Source organism: Curtobacterium sp. MMLR14_010, from assembly GCF_001865015.1.
Lineage (GTDB): Bacteria > Actinomycetota > Actinomycetes > Actinomycetales > Microbacteriaceae > Curtobacterium.
The window spans coordinates 26,323-47,870 of the sequence record NZ_MJGV01000023.1; the positions used below are offsets into that span (position 1 = coordinate 26,323).

Below are 21,548 nucleotides of genomic sequence, written 5' to 3' on the forward strand. Positions count from 1 at the left end.
ACGTCGCTGCCTGACGGACGGTGCCGCGACCACCCCGGTCGCGGGGCCGTCCGTCATCCTCGGGCCGTCGTGCCGCGCTCGACCAGGTCCGCGGGGACGAGGGTGTGCGTCGGCTCGGACCCGTCCCCGGCGATCCTGGCCAGGAGACGCTCCACGGAGGTCCGTGCGACGACCGGGATGTCCTGGGTGAATGTCGTCAGGTCGAACGCGTGCCACGAGGACATCGGCAGACCGTCGATCCCCACCACCCACGTGTCGCCGGGCACCGACACCCCGGCCGCGCGGAGAGCGTCCAGTGCTCCGTACGCGATGACGTCCGATGAACAGAACACGGCGTCCGGGACACCCTGCTCGAGGAGTTCCCGCGCCGCGCGGTACCCCGTCTCGTAGCTCGTCACCCCGTGCGCAGCGAACACGAGCGGCACCCCTGCCGCCTGCATCGCACCCCGGAAGCCGGCTTCGCGCGCCGGACTGGCGAACGTGTTGTCCGGACCGAACACGGCACCGACGGCCCGGCGACCGCCGGCCAGCAGGAACTCAGCGGCCCGACGTCCGGTGCCGTGGTGGTCCGTCATCACGACGTCGGCGCGCGACGACACGTCAGCGCGGTTGCACAGCATCACCGGGACGCCGAGTTCCACCAAGCGGTCGATGCCCGGCGTCGCGGCCTTCGCCGCGGTGAAGAGCACCCCGTCGACCGTCCCGGCTGCGACACCGGCAGTGGCGAGCGGCATCTCCGGATCGCTGTCGTTCCACACGACGACGTTCACGCCGATCTCTCGTGCGACCCGCGTCAGCTCGTCGAGCAGGTAGGGCAGGAAGGGGTTCTGGATCTCGCTCGTGACGATGCCGATCGCGCCTGCCCTCGACGTGCGCATGGCCGTCGCCTGGGCGTTGGGCACCCATCGTGCGGCCGTCATCGCGTCGAGGACCCGCTGCCGTGTCGACTCGGACACGCTGGGGCTGCCGTTGAGCACGCGTGAGACCGTCGCCTGCGACACTCCAGCCGCCCGGGCGATGTCCCTGCTCGTCATGGCCATCGGTCCGGAACCCCACGTCTCACGGCGGGCGAACGGTCCGCCGCGCTTCCGCTGACGATCCTTCCACAGCGGAGCCCGGGGGCCGCCCGACACATCGTGCCCGAGGCTCCGCACGCAGCGGCCCCGGGCACGTGCCGGCTGCTACGGGCGCACCTCGGGGACCTCGACCGCCTCGGCGGCACGGGCATGTCCGCGGGCGGTCCGGACCGTGAGCGTGAGCACGCCGCCCAGGACCATGAACGCGGCCGTGATCCAGAGGGCGATCGTCGCGCTGTCGGTCGCGTCCTTCGCTGCGCCGATCGCGTAGGGGGCGGCAAACCCGGCGAGGTTGCCCGTGGAGTTGATCAGGGCGATCCCGCCCGCGAGTGCGGTCCCGCTGAGCATCGATGTCTGGAAGCTCCAGAAGACCGCGGGGATCGAGAGGGCTCCCGCGTTGGCGAGCATCAGCCCGATGATGCCCAGCACCGCCTGGTCGCCGGCCGCGATGCAGATCACGAAGCCGATCGCACTCAGGGCGAAGGCCGCCGCGATGTGCTTCTTCCGCTCGCCACGTCGGTCGGAGCTCCGGCTGAACAGCACCATCGAGACGATCGCCGCGAGGCTCGGCAGCGCTGACACCAGCCCGACGGTCACGTCGCCGTCCACGCCGAGGTCGCGGATCAGGTTCGGCAGCCAGAAGCTGATGCCGTAGAGGGCGAAGTTGTAGGAGAAGTAGATGCCGGTGAGCATCCAGATCATCGGGCTCCGGAAGACCTCCACGAGTCGGGTGTGCCCCGCCGGTGGCGCCTCCGCCGCCAGGAGCGCACCGAGTCGCGAACGTTCGGACTCGGTCAGCCAGCGGACGGACCGGTGGTCCTCCTGGAGGAACCGCAGCACGACGAACCCGAGCACGACCGTCGGGATGGCCTCGATGATGAACAACCACTGCCAACCGTCGAGACCGGCCACGCCACGCATGCCGTCGAGGATGAAGCCGGACACGGGTCCGCCGACGAGACCCGACGCGGCGAGCGCGATGTAGAAGATGCCCCAGGCGCGACCGCGACGACTCGCCGGGAACCACTGCGCCATGTAGAAGAGGACGCCAGGGATGAAGCCCGCCTCGGCCACACCGAGGAGGAACCGGAGCACATAGAAGCTCGTCTCGGAGTTCACGAGGAACATGCACCCGGAGATGACCCCCCACGTGATCATGATGCGCGCGATCCACTTCCGCGCGCCGACCTTCGCCAGGATGAGGTTCGACGGGATCTCGAAGATGAAGTACCCGACGAAGAACAGCCCGGCGCCCAGGCCGTAGACGGCGTACGAGAACCCGAGGTCGGTGCTGAGTTGCTCCTGCGCGAACCCGATGTTCACGCGGTCGAGGTAGGACAGGAAGAAACCGATCATCGCGAGCGGGAGCACGCGGGTCGCCACCTTCCGGAACAGGGCGTCGTCGTTGACGGTCGTCATCGGTGGTCCTTCGTTCGGGTTCAGGGACAGGTACTGGTCAGCCGACGGTGTCGGCGAGCGGGATGCGGTAGACGCGAGCGGCAGTGCCGTGGAAGAGCGCGTCGAGCTGTGCTGGGGTGGACCCGGCAGCGCCGGTCAGGACGGTGTCCATGACCTCGTCGAAGTCCGGCGCGGTCAGCGTCGCCACCGGCAGGTTCGACGCGAACATCGCACGGTCGTGGCCGAAGACGGCGAGGGTCTCCCGGACGACTGCCTCGTTGCTCCCGCGGTCCCAGCGGTTGCCGGGAAGACCGAGTTCGGAGACCTTGACCACCGTGTTCGGCAGCGCGGCCAGGCGCTCCATCCCGTCACGCCAGATCGCGAGGCCCTCCTCGCTGCGGTCGAGCGGGAGACCACAGTGGTTCACGACCACGGTCGTGTCCGGGATGTCCTGGACGACCTCCGCCGCCTCGGCGAGGTGGTGGTACGGGACGCGGAGGTCCCAGCTGAAGTCGTACGTGGACAGCCGGTGCAGGCCCGCGACCCAGGCGGGGTCCTGCATCGTGCCCGGCAGGCCGCGGACGGAGTCGCCCGGGTGCGCTGCGGTCACAGGCTTCGACCGGATGCCACGGACGAGTGGGAGAGCCGCGTGTCCTGCCAGGACCTCGTCGAGGTCGGGCTGCGTGAAGGACACGTGGCCGACGGCAGCCATCGGGAACCGCGGGTCCTCGTCGTGGAGCGCCGTGAGCCAGGAGGACTCCTCCACCTGTTCGGACCGGGAGCGTTCGGCCTCGCAGTGCACGGTGCCGATGACGTCCCACCCCGCGGTCGCCTCGAGGTACTCGGTGGGCATGAAGGTGCGACGCATCGCCGCGTAGTCGCCCAGGAAGAAGTCCGGGTCGACCTCGGTCTGGATCCACGGCCAGTGCCCGTCACCCTGGAGGTCCCAGAAGTGGTGGTGCGCGTCCAGGATGCGGAGGGGGTGTCCAGTCGTCGTGGTCATGTTCGGAACTCCTCGTGGATCCGGGTGGGTCGGTAGACGCGGTCGGCGGTGTCGTGGAACACGGCGCGTTGCTCCTGCTCGGACAGGACGCCGAGGATCGACCGGAGGCCGTCGAGCATCGCGGCGTAGGTGGTGAACAACCCGTCGACCGGGAAGTTGCTCCCGAACATCACGCGGTCGGCCCCGAACACGTCGACGAGGGTCATGAGGACCTCGCGGTTGACGACGGGGTCCCACCCGTCGGCCTCCGTGCACAGGCCCGAGGCCTTGACGACGACGTTCGGGCGGTCGGCGACGGCGGACACCGCGGCACGCCAGCCGTCGAACGTCTCACGACGGTGGTCGAGGAGCACGCCGCCGTGGTTCACGACGATGAGTGTCTCCGGGTGGTCCGTCGCCAGTTCCGCAGCCTCGTGCAGGTTCCACCATGGCGTCTGCAGTTCGAAGTGCAGGCCGTGGTCTGCGAGCAACGCGTAGCCCGCGCGCCAGCGGGGTTCACCCATCAGGGTCCGACCGGAGCCGACGTCCGCGAGCCGAGCCGGACCTCCCGGCTTCTGCCGGATGCTACGGACCGACGGTGAGGACGCCTGCGCGGTCAGGACGTCGACCACGTCCTCGGCATCGAGCCGCGCCTGCGCCGCCATGGCACCCGGCACCCCCGTGGTCGCGGCGACCTGTCCGAGTGCGACCGTCTCGCCGACCGGGTCGTCCGGGTCCCACTCGGCTTCCATCGAGACCGTGGCCACCAGGTGCTGCCCCTGGGCGTCGCGGAGGAGGTCGTCGACGCCGTAGTCCCGTTTGATCGCCGAGTAGTCGCCGTACCGGTGCGGGACGAGGACGTCAGGCCGGAGCCAGGGGTACCGGCGGTCCGCCAGCGCCCACAGGTGGTGGTGTGCATCGATCACCGGCCCGCGGTAGCCGCCGTCACGCACGCGCTGCCCCCGCCCGGGCGTTGCCCTCGAAGTTGATGGAGAGCGAGCCGACGAGGTAGACCGATGCCGCGACCGCGAGGAAGACGAGCACGGCCGTGTACCCACCGGTGAGGTCGAGCAGCACCCCGGCAGCGATCGGCACGATGATGCCGGCGGCAGTCCCGGCGAAGTTCATCACCCCACCGACGACACCGACCTTGCTGGGCTTGGCCAACATCGAGGGGATGGTCCAGTAGAGCCCGCCGAAGAGGTTGGAGAACACGCCGATGCACAGCAGCGTGATCGCGACGGTGGTGTCCGAGACGAACGGGAGTGCGACGAGCGCGACGAGACTCAGTGCACCGGAACCGCCGAAGAGCAGCTTGAACGCCACGTTCCGTCGGAAGCGGCGCTGAAGCCGGTCGGCGAGGAAGCCGCTCAGGATCTCCCCGATCGCTCCGCACAGGAAGATCAGGAACGTCGCGAAGCCGAGCGCGGAGAGGTCGAGACCGCGCGCGGCGGACAGGTAGCTCGGCCCCCAGGTGACGAGCCCCCAGAAGACCATCGCCCAGGCGAGACGACCGATGACCATCGCCGTCACGTTCGCTCGGCTGACCCCGGGGCGGTCGGTCTCCTCGTCCTCGGCCCGCTCGATGAGTGCGACCTCGGCGTCGTTGACGGACCGGTGCTCCACCGGTCGGTTGCGGAGGTACAGCCAGGCACCGATGCCGAACAGGACCGTGGCGACCCCGATGACCACGAACGACACGCGCCACGACCCGGTCGTGCCGATCAACCAGGCGACGACGAGGCCGCCGACCGCGGCACCGAGCGGTGCGCCAGAGTCGATCAGTGTCACGCCGCTCGCGCGCTTCCGAGGCGGCATCCACTTCGACACGAGCGTCGACGCCGCGGGCATGAACGGTGCCTCGAACGCACCGAGTCCCACCCGCGAGAGCACCAGCATCACCGCGTTCGCCGCGAAGCCGGCGATCGCCATGAACGACCCCCAGACGACGGAGGCGATCCCGATCACCGTCCGCGGCCCGAACCGGTCGACGGTCAGGCCGCCGGGGATCTGGAGCAGGCAGTACGACCAGAAGAACGAGCTCAGGATGACGCCCTGCACGGTGCCGGAGAGGTGGAAGTCGTCCCCGATGAACGGCAGGGCCACGCTGAGGGCGCTCCGGTCGACACTGTTGATCGTGTAGAAGACGAACAGCAGGATGACGATCGCCCAGCGGATCCTGGTGGGGCGTGCGACGGGTGTCAGGGCCGGGTCGCGGCGGGTTGAGGTGGTCATGGTGCTCACCGCCCCGCTCGGGCCGCACGGAACAGGCGGAGTCCGGTCTCGTCGACGCCCGTGAGGTCGTCGAACGTGATCAGGTGACCGGCGGGCACGTCCCGGAGCAGGCGAGTGCCGCCGAGGAGGTAGAAGGGAGCGGTACCTGCAGGGGCGTCGTCAGCGGACAGCAACACCGGGTCGACGTCCTCGACCTCGTGGTGGTGCCCGGCGACCTCGAACGCCGTACCCGCCGAGAGCGCCCGAGCGGTGCGGCCAGCGAGGACCGATCCCTGCCGGGGCACACGTCGCGGCGCCGTGTCCTCCACGGCTGCGGCGATCGTCAGCGGTGTCTCGACACCCATCAGGTGGTAGGGCCAGAACACGCACGCGTAGCGGCCGTCCCGACTGACCACGTGGCCCTTGCCCGCCAGCAGTCGCCACGTCTCGTCGTCCCCGGTGCGGACGACGACGAACACACCGCCGCCGAAGCTGGCCTCGTCGGGCAGCCGGAGCATCGAGAACACGTCGAGGCTGCCCGGCCTGGTGATGACTCCGCCGTCCTCGCGGGTCGCGTAGACGTCGGCGAGCTCGGTCGTCCGCGCCACCGGGTAGTGCAACGTCTCGCGGTCGGCCGTGTAGCCGGTGTACTGCGCGATGACGGCCAGCTCGCAGTGGTCGGCAGCCGCGCGTCGCTTCACGTGCGCCACGAGCGCTGCTCGCGCGTCGAGGGTCGCGAGCACGTCGTCACCGAGCGTGAGCAGGTCCGCCATGCCCGGAGCGTCGACGACCTCGTCGACCTGCGTGACCGTCCCGGTGGCCGGGTCGAACACGAGGTCGTACTCCCCGGACTTGCCGAGTGCGACGACCTCGAGTCCGACGCGCTCGATCCAGGTCACGAGCCGGATCAGGTTGGCGGGCTGGTCTCCGTCCCCCGGGAGGTAGCGGACGCCGGCGCTCGCGGCGGCAGCAGCGAGGGCGACGCCGGCGACGGTCTCGACCTCCTTGCTCACCATCACCACGTGTGCTCCGTGCGCGATGGCCGCCTCGGCGTACGCGACCCCCGCGGCGACGCGACCCGTGGCCTCCACGAGCACGTCGACGACGTCCCAGTCGATGTCTCCGAGATCCGGCACGACGGCCACGTCGGCGACGCCGAGGTCGGCCAGCATCGCCCGGACACCCGCCACGTCCGGGTCGACCAGCACCGTCGGGGTCATGTCCGGGACTGAGCGCAGCTGCGCCAGGAGCGTCCGCCCGTACCCGCCACGAGCGCCGGTGAGTGCAACTCGGATCTGCCCACCGGGCTGTCGCTGGATCGTCATCGTTCCTGGTCTCCTCGTCGATGCGGAAGTCCGACGGTCCGGTCCGGAGCCGTCGGGCGTTCGCCACCGTAACACCCGGTGTCACACATGTTCAACTTCTTTCACACGGATTCACGTGTACGCTCATCCACGGGGTGTCCACGACGCGTGGCACCCGCCAGGAGGGAACGACATGGCCACGATGGGCGTCATCGCCGACGACTTCACCGGAGCGACCGACATCGCCACCGCCTACGCCGCTCGCGGGTACCGGACCGAGGTCCTGACCGGGCGAGGAGCACCTGCAGACCCGACCATGGACGTCGCCGTGGTCGCGCTGAAGTCCCGCACCGCGCCGGTCGAGGCTGCCGTGTCCCAGGCACTCGCCGCCCACGACCGGCTGGCCGCTGCTGGACACACCCGCTTCTTCGTGAAGTACTGCTCGACCTTCGACTCGACGGACGACGGCAACATCGGTCCGGTCCTCGACGCGCTCACCGACAGCACCGGCGCCGCCCACTGCGTGGTCGTTCCGGCGTTCCCGGCAACCGGTCGCACGACCTACCAGGGACACCTCTTCGTGTGGTCGGACCTGCTCGAGCACTCCCCCATGCGGCACCACCCGCTCACGCCGATGACGAAGTCGCGGATCGCCGACCTGCTCCGTCCACAGACGACGCACTCGGTCGGGGAACTCCCACTCGGTGTCGTCCGTGGTGGCGCCGACGCCCTCCGGGCCCGGATCGACACAGCACCCGACCGCTACCTGGTGGTGGACGCGATCGAGGACCGGGACCTCGACACGATCGCCGAGGCGACCGCGGGTGCCGTCCTGCGGTCAGGAGGGTCCGGGCTCGCGCTGGGCACCCGGGCGGGCACCGCTGACCCCGCGAGTGCGTTCGTGGCACCGACGGGTCGTCGCCTGGTCGTCTGCGGCAGCGCATCGGCACGCACGCGCGAGCAGATCGCGTCCGCGTCAGCCGCCGGCGCTCCGACTCGTCGACTGGACGTCGCGCGGCTCACCACCGAGAGGGCCGCGGTCATCGACGAGGCGCTCGGTTGGCTCCGGACACGACCGGCGGACTCCGCCCCGGTCCTGTACAGCGTCGGAGCCCTCTCCGACGTCTCGGCCGACTCCTCCAGCTCGGCGCTGGTCGAGGACGCACTGTCCGAGATCGTCGACGGAGCGGTCCGTGACGGCTTCACGCAGTGCATCGTCGCCGGTGGCGAGACGTCAGGTGCCGTGGTGTCACGGCTCGGCGTCGAACGCCTGACGATCGGCGCGGGCATCGCCCCGGGGGTGTGCTGGGCGGAAGGGGTCACCGCGACCGGCACCCGCGTCGCCCTCGCGCTGAAGTCCGGCAACTTCGGCGAACCCGACATGTTCACGACCGCCTGGGAGGCCCTCGGATGACCGATCACTGGCTCGCCGACGTCACGGCCGCCCTCGCCGCTGCCGGGGAGCGTCTCGCCGCTGCCGGACTCAGTCCTGGGAGCTCCGGCAACGTCAGCGTCGTGCACGAGGGCCGGCTGGCCATGACGGGCACCGGCACGGACCTCGGCGCGCTCCGCTCCGACGACATCGCCGAACTCACCCTCGACGGCATCCACGTCCGAGGACCACGTCCGTCGAAGGAGGTCGCGATGCACCTCGCGATGTACGTGCGCAACCCGACGCACAGCGCCTGCGTGCACGTCCACTCGCCCTTCTCCGTCGCCGCGTCCTGCGTCACGCCGTGGTCGGCCGCCAGCGCCGTCCCGCCCATCACCCCGTACTTCGTCATGCGCGTCGGCCAGACACCCCTGGTGCCGTACCGTGCTCCGGGCGATCCGCAGATCGGTGCGCTCATCCGGGACGAGCCGACACCGTCGCGGGCGGTCCTGTTGGCCAACCACGGCCAGGTCGTGAGCGGCACGGACATCACCGACGCCCTGGACGCCGCGATCGAACTCGAAGAGGCCTGCCGCATCAGCCTCCTCACCGCGAACCACGAACGCCGTCTCCTGTCCGACGACGAGGCCGTGGAGCTCGCCGAACGGCACGGGACGTCCTGGACGCCACGAGGTCCCCGGTCGGTCCCGCCGCTACAGTGACGGTGTGAGGGAGGTGTCGATGACTGCACCCGACCCGACGGCTGGGGAACCGCTGATCCCGGAGCAGCGCCGTGACCTCATCGTCCGGCACCTCCGGCAGGACTCGGTCTTGAGCTACCGCCAGTTGGCAGCACGGCTCGGCGTCAGCCACATGACGGTGCGCCGGGACATCGCGGAACTCGAGGAACAGGGTCGGGTCATCGCCACGCAGGGCGGCGCGAAGAGCGTCGCCCGGGTCGCCAGCGAGCCGCCGCGGGCCGAGAAGTCCACGACGGACGTCCGTGAGAAGGACGCGATCGCCGCGCGGGCAGCCGAGCTGGTCCGCGAGTCGATGACCGTCTACCTCGACGCCGGCACCACCATCCAGGCGATGCGTCCCCACCTCGACCACGTCCACGACCTCACGGTCGTGACCAACGACCTGGTCATCGCGGCCTCGTACGTCGACCACCCGACGATCGAGGTGATCGTCGTCGGTGGACGTCTCGACAAGCAGAACCAGTCCACGGTCGGCCGTCTCCCACCGATCGTGCTCGCCGAGCTGTCGATCGACATCGCCTTCCTGAGCACCAGCTCATGGGACCTCCGACGCGGGGTCACGATCCCCTCGGAGTCGAAGGTGGAGACGAAGAAGGCCGCAGCGCGGGCCGCGTCCACCACGGTCCTCGTTGCCACGAGCGCCAAGTACGGCACGTTCGGCCGCTACCGAGTGCTCGGTCTCGACGAGGTCGGCCTGGTGATCACCGACGACGGGCTCCCCGAGCAGGAAGCGCTCGCAGTGGAACGTGACGGGTCCGTCACCGTGGAGAGGGTCGCGGTCGCGCCCCACTGACGGACGGGAGGCTCGTGGCGGCGCCGCCACGGGCCTCCTGTCCGTCGTGCGGTCCCCGTTACAGGAAGTAGCGGAGCCAGATGTAGGGGAAGCAGAGCCCGACGGTGACGGCGGTCACGACGATGCCGTACTTCGTGAACTCCCAGAACGAGATGTGGTGACCGTTGCGCTTGGCGATGCCGATCATCACGACGTTCGCGCTCGCGCCGACCGCCGTCAGGTTGCCGCCGAGGTCCGCGCCGAGCGCCAGGGCCCACCAGAGCGGACGTGCCTCGGCGCCGCCGGACTGCACGATGTCGTTCGTGAGCGGCGCGAGGGTCGCGACGAACGGGATGTTGTCGACGATGCCGGAGAAGAGCGCCGAACCGAACAGGAGGACGCCGGAGGCGCCGAAGTAGTTCTCCCCGACGGCGCCCTTCGCCGCCTGGCCGATCGTCTCGATGACCCCGAGGTTCACCAGCGACCCGACCATGATGAACAACCCGGCGAAGAACAGCAGCGTCTCCCACTCGACGTCGCCGAACACGCGCTTCGGCTCCAGGCGCGCGAGCATGACCAGGAGCCCGGCCCCGAGCAGGGCGACGATGGCCGGTTCCAGCCCGGTGAACGTGGACGTCACGAAGCCGACGAGCACGAGGCCGACCACGACGAGCGAGCGCACGAGGAGGCCACGGTCCCGGATCGCCTCCTTCTCGTCGAGGGCCATCACCCGTTCTGCACGTCCGGCGTCGTACGCGAAGGTCGACCGGAACAGGACGCGGCACAGCCCGACCAGGACGACGATGAGCACGACGATGATCGGCGCGAGCTGGACGATGAAGTCGTTGAAGCCGATGTCGCCACGACTGCCGATGATCAGGTTCGGCGGGTCGCCGATGAGGGTCGCGGTGCCGCCGATGTTCGACGCGAACACCTCGGCGAGCAGGAACGGGACGGGCGACTTCCCGAGGCGCTGCGCGACGAGCAGGGAGACCGGGGCGACCAGGAGGATCGTGGTCACGTTGTCGAGGAACGCTGACAGGACGGCGGTGATCACGATGAGCATCACCATGATGCGGAAGGGCCGGCCCTTCGCCGCCTTCGCCGACCAGATGGCGAGGTACTCGAAGAGGCCCGTCTGTCGCAGGATCCCGACGATGATCATCATCCCGAGCAGCAGGAACACGACGTTCCAGTCGATGCCCGTCTCCTCGGAGAAGAACACCGCGGCGTCGTCGGTCGCCCCGATGAGGACCATGAGTGCCGCACCGCCGAGGGCGACCAGCACCCGCGGCAGCTTCTCGGTCGCGATGAAGACGTAGGCGGCGACGAAGACCGCGATGGCCAGGACGATCTGGACCGTCACGAGCGCGCGTCCCAGCGTCCCACCAGGGCGTCGAGGAGCCCGGGGAGGGTCACGAACACGGGCTCGTCGCGGGACGGGTCGTGGACGAGCGCCACCTGCGTCCCGGCGTCCACCATCCGAGCGGCCACCTCGACCAGCCCGGCGTCGGCCGGCACGACCAGCACCCGGCGCACCGCGACGGAGTCGTCGTCGACGAGGTCGCCGAGGGTGCGGCCCTCCATCCCGAGGCGCAGGTCCTCGACGCCGTCCGCGCCGAGCGTGTTGGCGAGGGACAGGTCGTCGAGCAGGTACCCGGGGAGCATGTACCGGGTCACGTCGATGCTCGACACCACCGCGGACGGGTGCCCGTCGTGCTCGGCGATGACGAGCCCCAGGAGGTCCTGGTCGGCGATCAACCGGATCGCGTCGAGGGCCGGGGTCGACCGGTCGACGACGACCAGCGGTCCGGCGATGTCAGATGCGTGCATGGAGTGCTCCGTCCGGGGTGCGCGGGGGTCGCGCGCGGTCTCGGTCGGCGTCGCTCTGCCGACCGGGCAGACGGCTGCGGCGCGTCCGGCCATCCGTCGATCCAACCAGGGGCGCGCTCTGTCCGTGTCCGGGTGGGACCGCGGGTGCCGTGTTAGGTTGTGCACAATTCAGTTGGCGCGTTGCCCTCGCTCCATCGTCCGCTCCCCTGGAAGGCAGCTGCCATGTCGTCTCGTCCCCGCACCACCCGCTCGACGAAGCCCCGGACCGTGGTGCGCATCCTGCTGGGTGCGGCCATCACCTGGGCCGGGATCAGCCACCTCACCGTCGCCCGGCAGGAGTTCCGTGCGCAGGTCCCCGAGTTCGTGCCGCTCGACCCCGACGTCACCGTCCTGGCGTCGGGCATCGCGGAGATCTCCCTCGGCGCCGCGCTGGTGCTCCTGGTCCGCCGACAGGCCACGGTCGGGTGGGTCGCGGCCGTGTTCTTCGCCGCCGTCTTCCCGGGGAACATCGCGCAGTGGATCCACCACCGGGACGGCTTCGGCCTGGACACCGACACCAAGCGGTTCGTCCGGCTGCTGTTCCAGCCCGTCCTCATCGCCGTCGCGCTCTGGGCGACGAACGCCCTGCGGACCGGACGCCGGAAGCGCTGACCGCCCGGGAGAGTTGTCTGGATTTCTGGACTGGTTCACGGATTCGTCACTGAGCCGGGGGTTGCGCTCCACTTCCCGTCCTTACCGTCACCGTGACACGCATGCGGACCCACCGCGGCGCGTGCACGACCGGAAGGCCCTCCCCCATGCATCTGTCCCGAAGCACGCGCATCGGCATCGTCGGCTCCGTCCTGACCCTCGCGGTGGTCGCCCTGACCGGCTGCTCCGCGAGCAGCAACGCCGCCACCGACGACGGCTCGGCCGCCGCCTCGTCCGGCACCTGGGCCAAGGCGAAGGGCACGCTCGTGTTCGGCGCCGTCCCCGACCAGGCCGGCTCCGACGCGAACAACAAGCCGCTCGAGGAGTACATCGCCAAGGAGACCGGCTACGAGGTCGAGTACTACCCGACCGCGGACTACACGGCGCTCATCGCCGCGGCGGTCGCCGGCAAGGTCGACGTGATGTCCTCCGGCGGGCTGCAGTACGTGCAGGCCACGAACAAGGGCGCCGCGCTCGCACCGGTCGCCGCGACGCTCAGCTCCCCCGACGTGAAGGACCCCGGGTACTACTCCGAGGCGATCACCAAGGCCGGCTCGTCGGTCACCTCGCTGAAGCAGGCGAAGGGCAAGACCGTCTGCTTCGTCGACCCGAACTCCACCTCGGGCTTCCTGTTCGGGCTGTACCAGCTGTCCAAGGCCGGGATCGACGTCACGACGTCGGGCACGGACGCGAGCGGCAACCCGAAGTTCGACGCGTTCACCGCGTACTTCGCCGGCGCTCACGACAAGTCCGAGCAGGCCGTGGCCTCCGGACAGTGCGACCTCGGGTTCGCCGAGGACTCGATCGCGGAGCCCGCGGCCAAGAAGGGCGACATCACGGTCCTCGGCAAGCAGTACGTGCCCGGCGGCCCGCTCTCGATTTCCACGAAGCTGCCGAAGGACGTGCAGACGAAGCTCGCCAGCGTCCTGGCGGGCGCCTCGCCGGAGGCCATCGAGAAGGCCGGGATCACGATGACGGACGGCTTCACCGAGGGGTACTTCGGCGCCCAGGCCGAGGACGCGTCGTACTACAAGTCGATCCGCGACCTGTGCTCCACCATCCCGAGCGCCGACTGCGCGAAGTGACGCGCAGGACCTGGACGAGGGACTGACACCATGCAGCACACGACGACCTCCCCGGTGATCTCGGTGACCGGGGTCACGAAGGACTTCGGCACCACGAGGGCCCTCGACGCCGTCGACCTGACCGTCGAGCAGGGGGAGGTCGTCGTGCTGCTGGGGCTGTCCGGCTCCGGCAAGTCGACGCTGCTGCGGCACGTCAACGGTCTCGAGTTCCCGACCTCCGGATCCGTCCGGGTGCTCGGCGAGGAGCTGACCACGCTCCGGTCGCGCGACCTGCGGACGATGCGCGGCCGGGTCGCGATGGTCTTCCAGCAGTTCGAGCTGGTCCCGGCACTGACGGTGCTCGAGAACGTCCTGACCGGATCACTGTCGCGCCTCCGGGGCCCGCGGCTCGGCACCTGGTCGTACCCGCGGGCCGTCCGGACCGCGGCCCTGACACACCTGGAGCGCGTCGGGCTGCTCGAGAAGGCCTACCAGCGCGCTGACGAGCTCTCCGGCGGACAGCAGCAGCGCGTCGCGATCGCCCGCGCACTCATGCAGGACCCGGAGGTGCTGCTCGCCGACGAGCCCGTCGCGTCGCTCGACCCCGAGTCGAGCGCGCAGGTGATGCGGCTCATCCGGGAGATCGCCGCCGACGACGGGCTCACGGTCGTCTGCAGCCTGCACCAGGTCGACATCGCGCTCGGCTGGGGTGACCGGATCGTCGGGCTCCGGCACGGCGAGGTCGTCCTCGACCTGCCGACCGCCGGCATCAGCAAGGCCCAGGTGATGGACGTCTACGGCCGCGTGAGCACCTCCTCCGCCGAGATGCGGGTCATCGAGACGGAGCTCGCCGACGTCGGCCTGCTCGACGCGGTGCGCGCCGCCGGCGAGCGATGACGGTCCTCGAGGCGCCGCGTGTCACCGGCGCCGGTGACGTCGACAGCCGCGCGCCGCGCCGCCCGGTGGCGATCCAGCGGATCGTCGCGGGCGTCGTGGTGCTGGCCATGGTCGCGTTCGGGGCGTGGTCGCTGTCCGAGCTCGACTTCGGCTGGAGCGCCGTCCCGACGAGCATCGCGAACGCCGCGCGGGTGTTCTCGCAGATGGACCCGATCAGCTTCCCCGCGCCCGGGGACCTGGTCTACCTCATCGGCCTCACCATCGGCATCGTCATCCTCGGCACCGTCGTCGCCGCGCTGATCTCGGTGCCGGTCGCCTGGATCGCCGCAGCGAACACGACGCCCGTCGGCTGGTCTCGCTGGGTCGGCCGGGCGATCGGAGCCCTGACCCGTGCGGTGCCGGACGTCGTCATCGCACTGGCGTTCTCGCTCACCTTCGCGCTGGGCAGTCCGCTGCCGGGCATCCTGGCGCTCGGGATCCACTCGATCGGGATGATCTCGAAGCTGTTCGCGGACGCCGTCGAGCAGATCGACGACGGGCCCCGGCTCGCCGTCAGGGCGGCCGGTGGGTCACGTGCCCAGGAGTTCTGGTCCGGCGTCGTCCCGCAGGTGCTCCCCGCGTGGATCGCGATCGTCCTGCACCGGTTCGACATCAACCTGCGCGGTTCGGCGATCCTCGGGTACGCCGGGGTCGGCGGGCTCGGGTACGCGATGAAGATCGCGTTCGGGCAGTTCCCGACGGGCTACGGGCGAGGTCTCGGCATCGCGATCGTCATCTTCGCGCTCTGCGTCGTGCTCGAAGTCGTCTCGTCCACGATCCGCCGCAACCTGCTCGGCGCGCAGCCGTCCGGCCGCGGCCTCGGCGACCGCATCGTGCGTCGCGCCACCAGGAACCGACCGGCTCCGACCGGACGCGTCCCAGGCGGCGTCACCGTGGACTCGATGTCCCGTCGGCCCTGGACGCCGCGTCGGGTGCGGAACACCGTCTGGTCGCTCGCAGCCGTCGCGCTCGTGATCGCGAGCTGGTGGATGGCCGGCGTCGACTTCGACGACATCGCGTGGAACCAGGTGGTGCCCACGCTGCAGAGCTTCTGGCCGCCGGACCTCGGCAGCCACACGTTCGGCGAGTTCGCGCAGGCACTGCTCGTGACGGTGCAGGTCGCCTTCGCTGCCGCGCTCCTGTCGCTCGTCCTGTCCCTCGTCATCGGGTCGCTCGCGGCGCGCAACGTCGCCCCGAACGGTGTCGTCCGGAGCGTGTTCCGGGTCGTGCTCGTCGTGTTCCGCGGTGTCCCCGAGCTCGTGCTGGCGATCTTCCTGATCATGGTGACGGGGCTCGGGAACCAGGCCGGCGTCGTCGCGCTCGCCTTCGGTGGGATCGGGCTGCTCGGCAAGCTCGTCGCCGACTCCTTCGAGGAGGTGCCGTCCGGACCGGAGCAGGCGCTCACGGCAGCGGGGGCGACGCGGGGGCAGCGGTACCTCGCCGCCACGCTCCCCCAGGGCCTGCCGTCGTTGGTCGGCAACTCGCTCTACCTCGTCGACACGAACATCCGCGCGGCGACGCTGCTCGGGATCGTCGGCGGCGGCGGGGTCGGCTTCTACCTGACGAACGCGTCCACCGTCCTGACCCTGCACGGTCAGGTGACGACGCTCGTGGCGATGGTGCTCGTCGCCGTGCTCGCGGTCGAGGGACTCGCGGCGTGGATGCGCCGGGTGTACCGATGAGCGGGCACGGGCTGCCGACGGCCGGAGGACTCCGGCTGACCGAGGAGCCAGCGGTCGGACCCGGCACCGCGATGACCGGCAGCACCCTCGGGCGCTGGGTCGAGATCGGCGACGACTGCCGCCTCACCGACAGCGACGTGGGCGACTACAGCTACTGCGACCGGCTCTGCGACATCGCGAACACCTCCGTCGGCCGGTTCGCGAACATCGCCAGCGCCGTGCGGATCGGCGCGACCGACCACCCGCTCGACCGGGCGACCCTGCACCACTTCATGTACCGCAGCAGCCACTACTGGGACGACGCGCAGGACGACGAGTCGTGGTTCGAGCAGCGCCGGGCACGTCGGACGCGGATCGGACACGACACGTGGATCGGCCACGGCGCCCTGGTCAAGCCCGAGGTGACCGTGGGCGACGGCGCCGTGGTGGCGTCCGGCGCCGTCGTGACGAAGGACGTGCCCGCGTACGCCGTCGTCGCCGGGGTGCCGGCGCGGGTCATCCGGCTCCGGCAACCACCGGAGACCGCCGAGCGGCTGCAGCGCCTGGCCTGGTGGGACTGGGACCACGCGACGCTCCGGGCCCGGCTCGGGGACTTCCGCACCCTGTCGGTCGACGCGTTCCTCGACCGCTACGAGGCGTAGTCCTCGGCAGCGGGCCCCGCCCCGTCGAGCATGCCCGCACCCGCGTCCGGGTGCTCGACGTCGAGCTCCACCCGGTCCGCGCGGAAGCGGGTGATCCCGGCCTGGAGCGGCGTGCCGTCGGGCAGGGCGTCGAGGGCGTGCACGACCAGCACCACCGTCCCCATCGGCAGCGCCATGTCCGACGACTCGGCGCCGCTCGCGATGCGCGCCCCGACCGTCGTGTGCGCACGGAGGTAGTCCTCGATGCCCACGGCGCGGAGTGCGGCGGTCATCGACCCGGTGCGGGCGAAGTGCTCGTCGATCCCGGTCACCCGCTCGGCGTCGAACCAGTGCGTCCCGCGGGAGATGGTGACGCCGTCGACGGATCGTGCCGACTCCAGCAGCAGCGCGGGTCGGCCCTCGAGCCGGAGCTGCTCGTCGACCTCCGTCGGCGGCACGGGTACCGTCCGGGACTCCAGCAGCCGGCCGGACACGGCGGACCCGCGTCGGCCGAGGCTGTCGCTCAGGCGCGTCCGGAGGCCGATCCGGTGCACGATCACGGAGTGCTCGACGACGAAGGTGCCGCTGCCACGACGGGAGCGGACCAGGTCCTCGGACGCGAGCGCCGCGACCGCCTGCCGGACGGTGTTGCGGTGGACGCCGAAGCGTTCGGCGAGTGCCCCCTCGGTCGGCAGCTTGGCCGACGGCAGCAGCGAACCGTCGAAGATCTCGCGGCGGAGCTCGTCGGCGATGAGTCGCCAGGCCGAGTACCCGCTCGCCGATCGCCCCTGCACCGTCATGCGACCGCACTCTACCGTCGGCGGTGAACGGGCCAGTTCCCCGGATGTTCACCCGCTGTCGTGCTGCTCGTCGCCCCGTGCGGTCGTGCTGCTCGACCGACAGCGCTACGGTCAAGTTATCCAGAAACACAGACAACTTGATCGGAGGACGTGATGTCCACGAACCCAGCAGCACCGGCGGCCGTGGTCGAGCGGCAGCGGTGGATGCGCGCACTCGCGCTCGCACCGACCGCCGCGCTCGACGCCGCGTGGCGACGGCTCGAACCGAAGCCCGACGTGCAGGCGATCCGCGGGCCGGAGACCGGACTCGTCATGGTCCGTGCCCGGGTCGACGCCGGCGGGGACCGCTTCAACATGGGCGAGGCGACGGTGAGCAGGGCGACGGTCCGGCTGCACGGTGCCCCGCTCGACGCCGACGTCGTCGGGACCTCGTACCTGCTCGGCACCGACCTCGAGCACGCGCGGCTCGCCGCCGTCTTCGACGGGTTGCTCGCCGACGCCGGCCTGCGGGAGCGCCTGCTCACCGAGGTGGTGGTCCCGCTCGAGGACGCCCAGGCCGAGCGCGACGAGGCCCGCCGGGTCGAGGCCCGCAGCACGCTGGTCGACTTCTTCACGATCTCACGGGAGCACGCATGAGCACCACGACGCCCATCCCCGCCCCCGGGTTCGACGACCCCACCCGCGGCGCGCAGCGGGTGTTCCGCGCCGTCCTCGATGCGCTCGCCCACCCCGGGCGGCGGTACCCGCTGGCCGTGCCGCCGGAGGCACCCGGGGCGTTCGGCCCCGGGCTCGCCGCCGTCGCCCTCACGCTGTTCGACGAGGAGTGCTCGGTCTGGATCGCCGGCCCCGCCGGTGACGACCCGGAGCTCGCGGCCTGGCTGGCGTTCCACACCGGGGTGGCCAGGGCCACCCAGCCCGCCGAGGCCGACTTCGTCGTGGTGACCCGAGCCTCCCGTCCGGCCCTGGCCGACCTGGCCCAGGGCACCGACGTGGACCCGCACCGTTCCGCGACCCTCGTGCTCGACGTGCGCGAGCTCGACGGGCAGCTGCCGCTCACCGCGAGCGGCCCCGGCATCGACGGCAGCGTCGACGTCGACGCACCGTGGGCCGACGCCGCGTTCCTCGAGGAGTGGCGGCAGAACGGCGCGCGGTTCCCGCGCGGCGTGGACCTGCTGCTCGTCGAGCGCGACCACGTCGCCGCGCTCCCCAGGACCACGCGGCTCACCGCGTCCGACACCGCACAGGAGGCCTGATGTACGTCGCAGTCAAGGGCGGCGAGAAGGCGATCGCCAACGCCCACGCCCTGCTCGCCAAGGAGGGCCGGGGCGACCCCGAGACGCCCGTGATCACCGTCGACGCGGTCGCCGGCCAGCTCTCGGTGCTCGTGGCCCGCGTCATGAACGAGGGTTCGCTGTACGACCCCGAGCTCGCGGCCCGTGCCGTCCTGCAGGCGCAGGGTGACGTGCTCGAAGCCGTCACCCTCGTGCGGTCCTACCGCACCACGCTCCCCCGCCTCGGCTACACGCTGCCGCTCGACACGGCGTCGCTCCCCCCGCAGCGGCGGATCTCGGCGACCTTCAAGGACCTGCCCGGCGGGCAGCAGCTCGGCGTGACGTTCGACTACACGCACCGGCTGTTCTCCGACGCCGCGACGGACGGTCCGGAACCGACCGCGGCCGCGGCGGAGGAGTCCCGACCGATGCCGCGCGTGAACGACCTGCTCGGCGACGCGTCGCTCATCGAGCCGGAGCGGTCCCCGGACTCGACCGACCCGGAGCCGGCCGACCTGACGCGCGACCCGACGATGTTCCCGATGAGCCGGGCCGAACGGCTGCAGGCGCTGGCGCGGGGCGACGAGGGCTTCCTGCTGTCCCTCGGCTACTCCACGCAGCGCGGGTTCGGGCGCACGCACCCCTTCGCCGGCGAGGTCCGGGTCGGTGAGGTCGAGGTGGAGTTCGACGCCCCCGACCTCGGCTTCCCGGTGCCGCTCGGCCGGCTCGAGGTCACCGAGTGCCAGATGATCAACCAGTTCACCGGCAGTGCCGACAGGCCGGCCCAGTTCACCCGCGGCTACGGCCTGGCCTTCGGGCGGAGCGAGCGCAAGGCGATGTCGATGTCGCTGCTCGACCGGGCACTGCGCGCCGACGAGTTCGGCGAACGACGCGTCGCACCGGCGCAGGACGAGGAGTTCGTGGTGAGCCACAGCGACAACGTGCAGGCGACGGGCTTCGTCGAGCACCTCAAACTGCCCCACTACGTCGACTTCCAGGCGGAGCTCGGGCTGGTCCGGCGGCTCCGCGAGGAGCACGAGGGACGCGGGACGGGCGCAGCAGCGGCCGCCGCTTCCGCCGCTTCCGCCGCTTCCACCGCTTCCGCCGCCGAGGCGGTGCCCGCATGAGCGGCGAGCTGGTGTACAACGTCGGGTACCTCGACGAGCAGACCAAGCGGATGATCCGCCGTGCCCTGCTGAAGGCCGTGGCGATCCCCGGGTTCCAGGTGCCCTTCGCCTCCCGCGAGGTCCCCATGCCCCGCGGCTGGGGCACGGGTGGCGTGCAGGTGACCGCGGCGGTCCTCGGTGAGGACGACGTCCTCAAGGTGATCGACCAGGGCGCCGACGACACCACCAACGCCGTGTCCATCCGGCAGTTCTTCGCCAGGGTGAGCGGTGCAGCGACCACGACCCGCACGGACGAGGCGACGGTGATCCAGACCCGGCACCGGATCCCGGAGACACCGCTCTCCGACGGCCAGGTCATGGTCTACCAGGTGCCCATCCCCGAGCCGCTGCGCTTCCTGGAGCCGCGGGAGACCGAGACGCGGCGGATGCACGCGCTCGAGGAGTACGGCCTGGTCTACGTGAAGCTCTACGAGGACATCGCGCGCTACGGGCACATCGCCACCACGTACGCGTACCCGGTGATGGTCAACGGGCGGTACCTGATGGACCCGTCCCCGACGCCGAGCTTCGACAACCCGAAGCTGCACCGGAGTCCGGCGCTGCACCTGTACGGCGCCGGCCGCGAGAAGCGCATCTACGCGGTGCCGCCCTTCACCGACGTCGTGAGCCTGGGGTTCGAGGACCACCCGTTCGAGCCCCAGCGGTTCGAGCACCCGTGCGCGATCTGCGGGTCGACGGGCGTGTACCTCGACGAGATCATCACCGACGACACGGGCGGCGTGCTGTTCGCCTGCTCGGACACCGACCACTGCGAGCGGACGGTCGCTGCGGGCGGCGGAGCCGCGACGACCGAGGAGGTCACCGCATGAGCGAACCACGTCCCCTGCTCCAGGTCCGGGGCGCCGGCCACCGTTACGGCGACCGGTACGGCTGCCGCGACGTCGACTTCGAGCTGTGGCCGGGCGAGGTGCTCGCCGTCGTCGGCGAGTCGGGCTCCGGCAAGTCCACGCTGCTCGGCACCCTGTCCCGACGGCTGTCGCTGACCGAGGGCTCCATCCGGTACGGCACGGCCGACGGCGAGACCGTCGAGCTCGGTGACCTCAGCGAGACCGCCCTCCGGCGGCTCTGGCGGTCCGAGTGGGGCTTCGTGCACCAGGACGCCGCCGACGGCCTGCGCATGCACGTCAGCGCCGGCGGCAACGTCGGGGAACCGCTCATGGCGACGGGGTGGCGGCACTACGGACAGATCCGGGCGGTGGCGGCCGAGTGGCTCGAGCGCGTCGAGATCCCGGCGGACCGCATCGACGACACCCCGGCCACGTTCTCGGGCGGCATGCGCCAACGACTGCAGATCGCCAGGAACCTCGTGGTGTCGCCCCGACTGGTCTTCATGGACGAGCCGACCAGCGGACTCGACGTGTCGGTGCAGGCCCGCCTGCTCGACCTGATCCGTTCCCTCGTCGCCGAACTCGGGCTGGCCGTCGTGATCGTCACGCACGACCTCGCGGTCGCCCGATTGATCTCCCACCGCACGCTCGTGATGCAGGGCGGTCGGGTCATCGAGTCCGGTCTGACCGACCGGGTCCTCGACGACCCCCAGGCCGCGTACACGCAGCTCCTCGTCTCCTCGATCCTCCAGGGGTGAA

The 21,548-nt window shown here is 70.9% G+C and carries 22 protein-coding genes; 13 read left to right on the plus strand and 9 right to left on the minus strand.

Annotated elements, in window-relative coordinates; translation table 11 throughout:
- Positions 1-53: 53 nt before the first annotated feature.
- The 6 genes from BIU98_RS05030 to BIU98_RS05055 all read right to left on the minus strand — a co-directional run bounded on the left by BIU98_RS05030 (position 54) and on the right by BIU98_RS05055 (position 6,995).
- Entirely contained in the window at positions 54-1,034 is a 981-nt protein-coding gene (locus BIU98_RS05030) for a LacI family DNA-binding transcriptional regulator (RefSeq protein WP_071272572.1), read from the minus strand.
- A 147-nt stretch (positions 1,035-1,181) separates the two neighbouring features.
- Positions 1,182-2,495, minus strand: a complete 1,314-nt coding sequence (locus BIU98_RS05035; RefSeq protein WP_071272575.1) for an MFS transporter — start codon at positions 2,493-2,495, stop codon at positions 1,182-1,184.
- A 37-nt stretch (positions 2,496-2,532) separates the two neighbouring features.
- Complete coding sequence (locus tag BIU98_RS05040; RefSeq protein WP_071272578.1) at positions 2,533-3,477, minus strand: amidohydrolase; 945 nt, start codon at positions 3,475-3,477, stop codon at positions 2,533-2,535.
- Positions 3,474-4,382 (minus strand): amidohydrolase, encoded by a 909-nt coding sequence (locus BIU98_RS05045; protein WP_254787794.1) that lies wholly within the window; start codon positions 4,380-4,382, stop codon positions 3,474-3,476. The genes BIU98_RS05040 and BIU98_RS05045 overlap by 4 nt, the downstream gene beginning before the upstream one ends.
- Positions 4,383-4,401: 19 nt before the next feature.
- Positions 4,402-5,691 carry an MFS transporter gene (locus BIU98_RS05050; RefSeq protein ID WP_071272780.1) on the minus strand — a complete coding sequence of 430 codons (1,290 nt, stop codon included), beginning with the start codon at positions 5,689-5,691 and terminating at the stop codon, positions 4,402-4,404.
- A gap of 5 nt (positions 5,692-5,696) precedes the next feature.
- Positions 5,697-6,995, minus strand: a complete 1,299-nt coding sequence (locus BIU98_RS05055; RefSeq protein ID WP_071272584.1) for a homoserine dehydrogenase — start codon at positions 6,993-6,995, stop codon at positions 5,697-5,699.
- A gap of 172 nt (positions 6,996-7,167) precedes the next feature.
- Here BIU98_RS05055 and otnK point away from each other — a divergent pair, with 172 nt between their 5' ends.
- Genes otnK through BIU98_RS05070 form a run of 3 tightly spaced genes read left to right on the plus strand, consistent with a single transcriptional unit; the run spans position 7,168 to position 9,900 of the window.
- A complete protein-coding gene (gene otnK / locus BIU98_RS05060; RefSeq protein ID WP_071272587.1) occupies positions 7,168-8,388 on the plus strand; it encodes a 3-oxo-tetronate kinase in 1,221 nt (406 codons plus the stop codon).
- Positions 8,385-9,068, plus strand: a complete 684-nt coding sequence (locus tag BIU98_RS05065; RefSeq protein WP_071272590.1) for a class II aldolase/adducin family protein — start codon at positions 8,385-8,387, stop codon at positions 9,066-9,068. The genes otnK and BIU98_RS05065 overlap by 4 nt, the downstream gene beginning before the upstream one ends.
- A 19-nt stretch (positions 9,069-9,087) precedes the next feature.
- Positions 9,088-9,900: a DeoR/GlpR family DNA-binding transcription regulator gene (locus BIU98_RS05070; protein ID WP_071272783.1), complete on the plus strand. Its 813-nt coding sequence runs from the start codon at positions 9,088-9,090 to the stop codon at positions 9,898-9,900.
- Between the two features lie 58 nt (positions 9,901-9,958).
- On the opposite strand, the gene BIU98_RS05075 is transcribed toward BIU98_RS05070, so the two are convergent.
- Both BIU98_RS05075 and BIU98_RS05080 read right to left on the minus strand, forming a co-directional pair.
- Positions 9,959-11,245, minus strand: a complete 1,287-nt coding sequence (locus BIU98_RS05075; protein WP_071272593.1) for an SLC13 family permease — start codon at positions 11,243-11,245, stop codon at positions 9,959-9,961.
- Positions 11,242-11,712: a CBS domain-containing protein gene (locus BIU98_RS05080; RefSeq protein WP_175481289.1), complete on the minus strand. Its 471-nt coding sequence runs from the start codon at positions 11,710-11,712 to the stop codon at positions 11,242-11,244. Before BIU98_RS05080 ends, BIU98_RS05075 begins: the two co-directional genes overlap by 4 nt.
- Before the next feature lie 222 nt (positions 11,713-11,934).
- On the opposite strand from BIU98_RS05080, the gene BIU98_RS05085 reads away from it, so the two are divergent.
- From BIU98_RS05085 to BIU98_RS05105, 5 genes are all read left to right on the plus strand, one after another.
- Entirely contained in the window at positions 11,935-12,363 is a 429-nt protein-coding gene (locus tag BIU98_RS05085) for a hypothetical protein (RefSeq protein ID WP_071272598.1), read from the plus strand.
- A gap of 146 nt (positions 12,364-12,509) precedes the next feature.
- Positions 12,510-13,487 carry a phosphate/phosphite/phosphonate ABC transporter substrate-binding protein gene (phnD, locus tag BIU98_RS05090; RefSeq protein ID WP_071272601.1) on the plus strand — a complete coding sequence of 326 codons (978 nt, stop codon included), beginning with the start codon at positions 12,510-12,512 and terminating at the stop codon, positions 13,485-13,487.
- Positions 13,488-13,517: 30 nt separating this feature from the next.
- A complete protein-coding gene (phnC, locus tag BIU98_RS05095; protein ID WP_071272604.1) occupies positions 13,518-14,363 on the plus strand; it encodes a phosphonate ABC transporter ATP-binding protein in 846 nt (281 codons plus the stop codon).
- Positions 14,360-16,084 (plus strand): ABC transporter permease, encoded by a 1,725-nt coding sequence (locus BIU98_RS05100; RefSeq protein WP_071272607.1) that lies wholly within the window; start codon positions 14,360-14,362, stop codon positions 16,082-16,084. Before phnC ends, BIU98_RS05100 begins: the two co-directional genes overlap by 4 nt.
- The gene (locus tag BIU98_RS05105) at positions 16,081-16,725 is read left to right on the plus strand and encodes a DapH/DapD/GlmU-related protein (RefSeq protein WP_071272610.1); all 645 of its coding nucleotides are present in this window, start codon (positions 16,081-16,083) and stop codon (positions 16,723-16,725) included. Before BIU98_RS05100 ends, BIU98_RS05105 begins: the two co-directional genes overlap by 4 nt.
- On the opposite strand, the gene phnF is transcribed toward BIU98_RS05105, so the two are convergent.
- Positions 16,713-17,504, minus strand: a complete 792-nt coding sequence (gene phnF, locus BIU98_RS05110; RefSeq protein WP_071272613.1) for a phosphonate metabolism transcriptional regulator PhnF — start codon at positions 17,502-17,504, stop codon at positions 16,713-16,715. The genes BIU98_RS05105 and phnF overlap by 13 nt on opposite strands.
- A 153-nt stretch (positions 17,505-17,657) precedes the next feature.
- Between phnF and phnG the strand changes: the two genes are divergently transcribed.
- From phnG to phnK, 5 genes are read left to right on the plus strand one after another with little or no spacing between them, the layout of a single operon-like run.
- On the plus strand, positions 17,658-18,140 hold the full coding sequence (gene phnG, locus BIU98_RS05115) for a phosphonate C-P lyase system protein PhnG (protein ID WP_071272616.1): 483 nt from the start codon (positions 17,658-17,660) through the stop codon (positions 18,138-18,140).
- Positions 18,137-18,757: a phosphonate C-P lyase system protein PhnH gene (gene phnH / locus BIU98_RS05120; RefSeq protein WP_071272619.1), complete on the plus strand. Its 621-nt coding sequence runs from the start codon at positions 18,137-18,139 to the stop codon at positions 18,755-18,757. The genes phnG and phnH overlap by 4 nt, the downstream gene beginning before the upstream one ends.
- Positions 18,757-19,902, plus strand: coding sequence for a carbon-phosphorus lyase complex subunit PhnI (locus BIU98_RS05125; protein WP_071272623.1), 1,146 nt, complete (start codon positions 18,757-18,759; stop codon positions 19,900-19,902). The genes phnH and BIU98_RS05125 overlap by 1 nt, the downstream gene beginning before the upstream one ends.
- The gene (locus BIU98_RS05130) at positions 19,899-20,771 is read left to right on the plus strand and encodes an alpha-D-ribose 1-methylphosphonate 5-phosphate C-P-lyase PhnJ (protein WP_071272625.1); all 873 of its coding nucleotides are present in this window, start codon (positions 19,899-19,901) and stop codon (positions 20,769-20,771) included. Before BIU98_RS05125 ends, BIU98_RS05130 begins: the two co-directional genes overlap by 4 nt.
- The gene (gene phnK, locus BIU98_RS05135; protein WP_071272628.1) at positions 20,768-21,547 is read left to right on the plus strand and encodes a phosphonate C-P lyase system protein PhnK; all 780 of its coding nucleotides are present in this window, start codon (positions 20,768-20,770) and stop codon (positions 21,545-21,547) included. The genes BIU98_RS05130 and phnK overlap by 4 nt, the downstream gene beginning before the upstream one ends.
- The last annotated feature ends 1 nt before the right edge of the window (position 21,548 follow it).

Coding starts and splice junctions, on each gene's coding strand:
- BIU98_RS05030 (WP_071272572.1), bottom strand. CDS start 1,034: ATGACGAGCAGGGACATCGCCCGGGCGGCTGGAGTGTCGCAGGCGACG.
- BIU98_RS05105 (WP_071272610.1), top strand. CDS start 16,081: ATGAGCGGGCACGGGCTGCCGACGGCCGGAGGACTCCGGCTGACCGAG.
- BIU98_RS05050 (WP_071272780.1), bottom strand. CDS start 5,691: ATGACCACCTCAACCCGCCGCGACCCGGCCCTGACACCCGTCGCACGC.
- BIU98_RS05065 (WP_071272590.1), top strand. CDS start 8,385: ATGACCGATCACTGGCTCGCCGACGTCACGGCCGCCCTCGCCGCTGCC.
- otnK (WP_071272587.1), top strand. CDS start 7,168: ATGGCCACGATGGGCGTCATCGCCGACGACTTCACCGGAGCGACCGAC.
- BIU98_RS05130 (WP_071272625.1), top strand. CDS start 19,899: ATGAGCGGCGAGCTGGTGTACAACGTCGGGTACCTCGACGAGCAGACC.
- phnF (WP_071272613.1), bottom strand. CDS start 17,504: ATGACGGTGCAGGGGCGATCGGCGAGCGGGTACTCGGCCTGGCGACTC.
- phnG (WP_071272616.1), top strand. CDS start 17,658: ATGTCCACGAACCCAGCAGCACCGGCGGCCGTGGTCGAGCGGCAGCGG.
- phnK (WP_071272628.1), top strand. CDS start 20,768: ATGAGCGAACCACGTCCCCTGCTCCAGGTCCGGGGCGCCGGCCACCGT.
- BIU98_RS05035 (WP_071272575.1), bottom strand. CDS start 2,495: ATGACGACCGTCAACGACGACGCCCTGTTCCGGAAGGTGGCGACCCGC.
- phnC (WP_071272604.1), top strand. CDS start 13,518: ATGCAGCACACGACGACCTCCCCGGTGATCTCGGTGACCGGGGTCACG.
- BIU98_RS05125 (WP_071272623.1), top strand. CDS start 18,757: ATGTACGTCGCAGTCAAGGGCGGCGAGAAGGCGATCGCCAACGCCCAC.
- BIU98_RS05085 (WP_071272598.1), top strand. CDS start 11,935: ATGTCGTCTCGTCCCCGCACCACCCGCTCGACGAAGCCCCGGACCGTG.
- BIU98_RS05080 (WP_175481289.1), bottom strand. CDS start 11,712: ATGCACGCATCTGACATCGCCGGACCGCTGGTCGTCGTCGACCGGTCG.
- phnH (WP_071272619.1), top strand. CDS start 18,137: ATGAGCACCACGACGCCCATCCCCGCCCCCGGGTTCGACGACCCCACC.
- BIU98_RS05100 (WP_071272607.1), top strand. CDS start 14,360: ATGACGGTCCTCGAGGCGCCGCGTGTCACCGGCGCCGGTGACGTCGAC.
- BIU98_RS05040 (WP_071272578.1), bottom strand. CDS start 3,477: ATGACCACGACGACTGGACACCCCCTCCGCATCCTGGACGCGCACCAC.
- phnD (WP_071272601.1), top strand. CDS start 12,510: ATGCATCTGTCCCGAAGCACGCGCATCGGCATCGTCGGCTCCGTCCTG.
- BIU98_RS05055 (WP_071272584.1), bottom strand. CDS start 6,995: ATGACGATCCAGCGACAGCCCGGTGGGCAGATCCGAGTTGCACTCACC.
- BIU98_RS05070 (WP_071272783.1), top strand. CDS start 9,088: ATGACTGCACCCGACCCGACGGCTGGGGAACCGCTGATCCCGGAGCAG.